Here is a 5,423-nt window from a genome sequence, read left to right on the forward strand (position 1 = left end):
GGTGCAGATCGACATGCTCGACATGGCGCGCGGTGGAGGCGATCGTCTGCAGGGTCGGAAACGCGTCGAACGCCGCCTCTGCCGCCGCCCGCCGCCGATCCTCGCCCTCGCCGCCGAAATCATCCCGGCCCAGCAGCAATGCGATATCCCGGTGGTTGCCGAACATCAGGTCCGCCTGCGCCACGATCTGCCGCAGGATGGCGCGTGGATCGCTGTCCCACCGCTCCCACAGCTTGCCGCGCCAGTTGCCGTCGAACGAGACCGCGATACCACGCTCGCGTGCCGCCGCGGCCGCTACGATCGCGCTTTCGGCCGGCACCGGCCCCAGCGCGGGCGTGATGCCCGACAGATGCAGCCGGTCGACGCCGCCCAGCATCGCATCCCAGTCCCAGGCCGAAACCGGCGCCTCGGCAAAGGCGGAATAGGCGCGGTCGTAAATCACCTCGGTCGCACGCAGCCCGGCGCCGGTGGTGACGAAGTACAGCCCCATGCGCTCGCCGCCCATCTGCACCTGCGTCACATCGATGCCGTGGCCGCGCAGCGTGGTGACGGCGGCGCGGCCCAGGTCGTTATCCGGCACCCGCGTCGCGAAGCCGACATCATGGCCCAGCCGTGCCAGTTGCGTGGCGACATTGGCCTCCGCACCACCCACCCACACATCCAGCCTCGGCGACTGCATCAGCAGTTCGCGCCCGGGCGGCGACAGGCGCAGCATCACCTCACCGAAAGCCAGGAACCGACCCATGTCCTTAACCCCCTATCTGGCCAGCCAGCCGCCATCGACCGCCAGGATATGGCCCTGCACATAATCCGACGCACGGCTCGCCAGAAACACCGCCGCCCCGCCAAGATCGGCCGGATCGCCCCAGCGTGCCGCCGGAATGCGGTCCAGGATCGCAGTGTTGCGCACCGCATCCGCCTGAAGCGCCGCAGTGTTGTTAGTCGCGATATAGCCCGGCGCGATGGCGTTCACCTGCACGCCGTGCTTGGCCCATTCATTGGCCAGCAGCTTGGTCAGGCCGCCGATCCCGGCCTTGGACGCGGTGTAGCTCGGCACACGGATGCCGCCCTGGAAGGTCAGCATCGATGCGATGTTGATGATCTTGCCGCTGCCTTGCGCGATCATGTGCCGTCCGGCCGCCTGGGCCAGAAAGAACACCGATTTCAGATTGGTGTCGACCACCGCGTCCCAGTCCTCCTCGGTGAAATCCACCGCATCGGCACGCCGGATGATGCCGGCATTGTTGACCAGTATGTCCAGCCCGCCGAGTTTTTCCAGCGTCTCGTCCACCACCCGCTGCACGGGTTGGGTGGTGGACAGGTCGGCGGACACGATCTCGGCACGGCGACCCAGCGTGCGCGCCTGCGCCACCGTGTCCTCCGCCGGGGTGCGCCCGACACAGGCGATGTCGGCTCCGGCCTCCGCCAGCGCCAGCGCGATCGCCTGGCCGATGCCGGTGTTCGCGCCGGTGACCACCGCCACCTTGCCCGACAGGTCGAACGGATTGCGCATTCCGGTCACGCCAGTTGACAGATGTCGAGGACGTTCATGTCGGTATAATCCTGGTTCTCGCCCGCCATCGCCCAGATGAAGGCATAGGCCTTGGTGCCTGCGCCCATGTGGATCGACCAGGGCGGGCTGATCACCGCCTCCTCATTGGCCATCACGATATGGCGCATCGCCTCGCCCTCACCCATGAAGTGCATCACCCGGTCGCTCGGGCCATCCAGTTCGAAGTAGAAATAGATCTCGCTGCGACGCTCATGGACGTGCGGCGGCATGGTGTTCCACACGCTGCCCGGCTTCAGCACGGTCAGGCCCATCACCAGTTGCGCGCTGTCACACACGCCGGGGATGACGAGCTGGTAGATGGTCCGCTCGTTCGATTCCTCCAGGCTGCCGCGATCCAGCGCATTGGCGTCGGCGATGCCCAGCTTGCGCGTCCGGAACGCCTTGTGCGCGGGGCAGGACGCCAGATAGAAGCGCGCACCGTCGCCGGCGAACTGCACGTCCGCGGCCCCCATCGTCACGTACAGGCAATCCTTGTTGGCCAGCGTGAACACCTCGCCGTCCACCGTCACCGTGCCCTCGGCGGCGCCGACATTGACGATGGCGAGTTCGCGCCGCTCCAGAAAGGGATGCCCCGCGGCCGATGCCGGCTCGGTCTGGTCGGGCAGCTTCACCGATCCGGTTTCCACCGCCACGCCGCCGATCACGAAGCGGTCGGCATGGGTGTAGTTCAGCACGCATTCGCCCGTCCGGAACAACCCCTGAATCAGATAGCGGTCGCGCAGTTCGTCATTGGACACGCATTCCATCATGTCGGGATGCGTGGCGTAATAGGTGCGGTCGAACATCAAACAGGCTCCGTCATCAGGCTACGGCAGTTGTCATATATATCGTGGAAAGTCTTCCCACGAATGCTTACGCGATGCGATAGGCCCGGCGGACCAACCCGCTGGTCAGCTCATGCGCCAGCTCGGCCGCCTCCCAATCCTCCAACCGGTGCTCGGCCACCAGACGCGCCAGGAACGCGCAGTCCACCCGCCGCGCAACGTCGTGCCGCGCCGGGATCGACAGAAACGCCCGCGTATCGTCGTTAAAGCCGACCGTGTTGTAGAAGCCGGCCGTCTCCGTCGTCATCTCGCGGAACCGGCGCATCCCCTCGGGACTGTCGTGGAACCACCAGGCCGGGCCAAGCTTCAAACAAGGATAATGCCCCGCCAGCGGCGCCAGTTCGCGCGCATAGCTGCTTTCGTCCAGCGTGAAGAGGATGATCGTCAGGTCACGCTCGGTGCCCACCACGTCCAGCATCGGCTTCAACGCGGACACATAATCGGTGCGCATCGGAATATCCGCGCCCTTGTCGCGGCCATGGCTGGCGAACAGGCCGGCATTATGGTTGCGGAACGATCCGGGATGGATCTGCATCACCATGCCGTCCTCGACGCTCATCTTGGCCATTTCGGTCAGCATCTGGGCGCGGAACAACTCGGCGTCCGCAGCCGACCAGGTGCCGCCGACGATCCGCGCGAACAGCGCTTCGCATTCGGCGGTCGACAGATTGGCCGTCTGCGCGGTGGGATGGCCATGGTCCGTGGCGGTCGCACCCATGTCGCGAAACGCTGCGCGCCGCTTGGCATGGGCCGCGAGATAGCCGCGCCAGCCATAGACGTCCTCGCCCGTCAGCTCGGCAAAACGCGTCATCGCGCCGTCGAACTGCTCATGCTCAACGTCGATCACCCCGTCGGGCCGATAGGTGGTGACGATGCGCCCCTGCCAACCCGATGCGCGGATCGCCGCATGATGCGCCAGATCGTCCTGCGCCCCTTCGGTGGTCGCCAGGAAGTCGATGCGGAACCGGTCGAACAGGGCGCGCGGCCGAAACGCATCGGTCGCCAGCGCGGCGCCGATCGCGTCATAATACTGGTCTGCCGTCGCGGCTTCCAGCGCCACGTCGATCCCGAACACCTCGGCAAAGACATGGTCCAGCCACAGGCGCGAGGGCGTGCCGCGGAACAGATGGTAATGCTCCGCGAACAGCCGCCATGCCGCGCGCGGATCGGTGTCGGGCACCACGTTCCCGCGCCGCGGGATGCCCAGCCGGTCCAGGTCCAATCCCTGACTGTAGAGCATGCGGAACAGATAATGGTCGGGCGCCAGCAACAGGCTGGTCGCATCCGTCCATGGCGCATCGCTGACGAACCATGACGGATCGACATGCCCATGCGGGCTGACGATCGGCAGGTCGGCGATCTGTGCATACAGCGCACGCGCGATCGCGCGGGTCGTCGGATCTGCCGGGAACAGCCGGTCGGGGTGCAGGGTCAACGGCCGGGTCATCATCTTCCTCTCCGCCGCTTGCCGCGGCTGTACATTGGTTGGTAACCGGTGTCAGCTTTCAGCACAAGGCCGTCGGCTATCGAAGGTCATACGGGCGTGGTCGATACCGATCCCCGCCGGATAAGCGTGGACAGGAACAGCGACGGCTCTTCCACCGTCTCGCCATCCTCATGGCCGGCGATCAACTTCAGCGCGGCGGAGCGCGCCATTGACGCGATCGGCCAGCGCACGGTGGTCAGCGGCGGCCAGACATGCGCCGCGATCGGCGTATCGTCGAAACCGATGATCGACAGGTCGCGCGGGATATCCAGCCCGCGCTGGCGTGCGGCATGGATCACGCCCGCCGCCATTTCGTCGTTGGAGGAAAAGATCGCGGTCGGACGTGGCACCAAGTCGAGCAGTCGATCCGCCGCGACCAGCCCGGATTCGAACGTGTAGTTGCCGTCCGCGATCAGTGAGCGGGGCAGCGCGATCCCCGCCGCCGCCAGCGCCTCCTCAAACCCCTGCCGCCGCTCCAGCCCGGAGCGAAAGCCATGCGGTCCGCAGATCAGGCCGATCCGTCGATGCCCCTGCGCGATCAGATATTCGGTCGCCGCGCGCACCGCTTCCCGGTCGTTGGATGCCACCATCTGGTCCGGCGCATCCAGTGGCGCCGATCCCATGCGGACGTAGCGGCAGCCGATATCGCGGCACAGCCTGGCCACCGTGTCATTCTCGCTGACCGGGGGCATCAACAGCACGCCGAACAGGCGCTGCCGCTCCAGGAAATGGCGCAGATCGTCCAGCATCGTCGGCGATCCACGGTCCAGCGGGCGCACCACCATCTCGAACTCGGTGCCATACAGCCCTTCCAGCATGCCCTGCTGGACGTTCATCACCGTCTGCGCATTGGGATTGTCGTGGACCAGGCCGATCAGGAAGTTGCGGCGCAGCGCCAATGCGCGCGCCTGCGGATTGGGGATATAGCCCAGTTGTTCGATCACCGCTTCCACCCGGCGGCGGGTATCGTCGCCCAGCAGCGGCGACCGGTTGATGACGCGGCTGACCGTCTTCTTGGACACGCCGGCTTCGCGCGCCACGTCGTTGATCGTCGGCTGACCGGTCTTCTGCATGACGGCCCTCTACTTCCCCCTCGGCCCTGCGGCCAGCCTCGGTCATGGACCAGGCGACCCGCAGCGACACGGGCGCCCATGATCCTGACACCGGTTTTCGGTAAAGACCAGCCCCGTGCATCCCCGGCGCATCAATCATCGGCACGTGGTTGACACCGGTTTCCCAGCGCGTCACCATGACTGCAGAACAGCATAGGGAGGGGCCGGACGTGCAGCCGGATATCGAAACCAGCGCGAACAGCAATCGTGCGCGCATCGCCGACAGCTTCGTCGCCGCGCGTCGCGCCGGTGGCGCGCTGCCCGACTATCCCGGCGACCGCCCAACCGCCCTGGACGACGCCTATGCCGTGCAGGATGCCGCGCTCGCTCGGCATGGCGGCACGGTCGCCGGCTGGAAGGTCGGCCGCATCAACCCGCCGATCGGCATCGCCAACCGCCTGGCCGGCCCAATCTTCGCGGATCAGGTG

The 5,423-nt window shown here is 66.5% G+C and carries 5 protein-coding genes and 1 pseudogene; 1 reads left to right on the forward strand and 5 read right to left on the reverse strand.

Annotated elements, in window-relative coordinates:
• From Q0U08_RS17470 to Q0U08_RS17490, 5 genes are all read right to left on the reverse strand, one after another.
• A partial coding sequence (locus Q0U08_RS17470) for a sugar kinase (protein WP_298092906.1) occupies positions 1-745 on the reverse strand: 745 nt, incomplete at its 3' end.
• A gap of 12 nt (positions 746-757) precedes the next feature.
• Positions 758-1,513 carry a 2-dehydro-3-deoxy-D-gluconate 5-dehydrogenase KduD gene (kduD, locus tag Q0U08_RS17475; protein WP_298092907.1) on the reverse strand — a complete coding sequence of 252 codons (756 nt, stop codon included), beginning with the start codon at positions 1,511-1,513 and terminating at the stop codon, positions 758-760.
• A 5-nt stretch (positions 1,514-1,518) separates the two neighbouring features.
• Positions 1,519-2,358: a 5-dehydro-4-deoxy-D-glucuronate isomerase gene (gene kduI, locus Q0U08_RS17480; protein WP_298092908.1), complete on the reverse strand. Its 840-nt coding sequence runs from the start codon at positions 2,356-2,358 to the stop codon at positions 1,519-1,521.
• 67 nt (positions 2,359-2,425) lie between these two features.
• Complete coding sequence (gene uxaC / locus Q0U08_RS17485) at positions 2,426-3,844, reverse strand: glucuronate isomerase (RefSeq protein WP_298092909.1); 1,419 nt, start codon at positions 3,842-3,844, stop codon at positions 2,426-2,428.
• An 86-nt stretch (positions 3,845-3,930) separates the two neighbouring features.
• Positions 3,931-4,956 carry a LacI family DNA-binding transcriptional regulator gene (locus tag Q0U08_RS17490; protein ID WP_298092910.1) on the reverse strand — a complete coding sequence of 342 codons (1,026 nt, stop codon included), beginning with the start codon at positions 4,954-4,956 and terminating at the stop codon, positions 3,931-3,933.
• A 176-nt stretch (positions 4,957-5,132) separates the two neighbouring features.
• On the opposite strand from Q0U08_RS17490, the pseudogene Q0U08_RS17495 reads away from it, so the two are divergent.
• Positions 5,133-5,423 (forward strand): annotated as a pseudogene (locus Q0U08_RS17495) (hypothetical protein); the annotation flags it as partial.

It is taken from the genome of uncultured Sphingomonas sp. (genome assembly GCF_946477935.1).
Lineage (GTDB): Bacteria > Pseudomonadota > Alphaproteobacteria > Sphingomonadales > Sphingomonadaceae > Sphingomonas.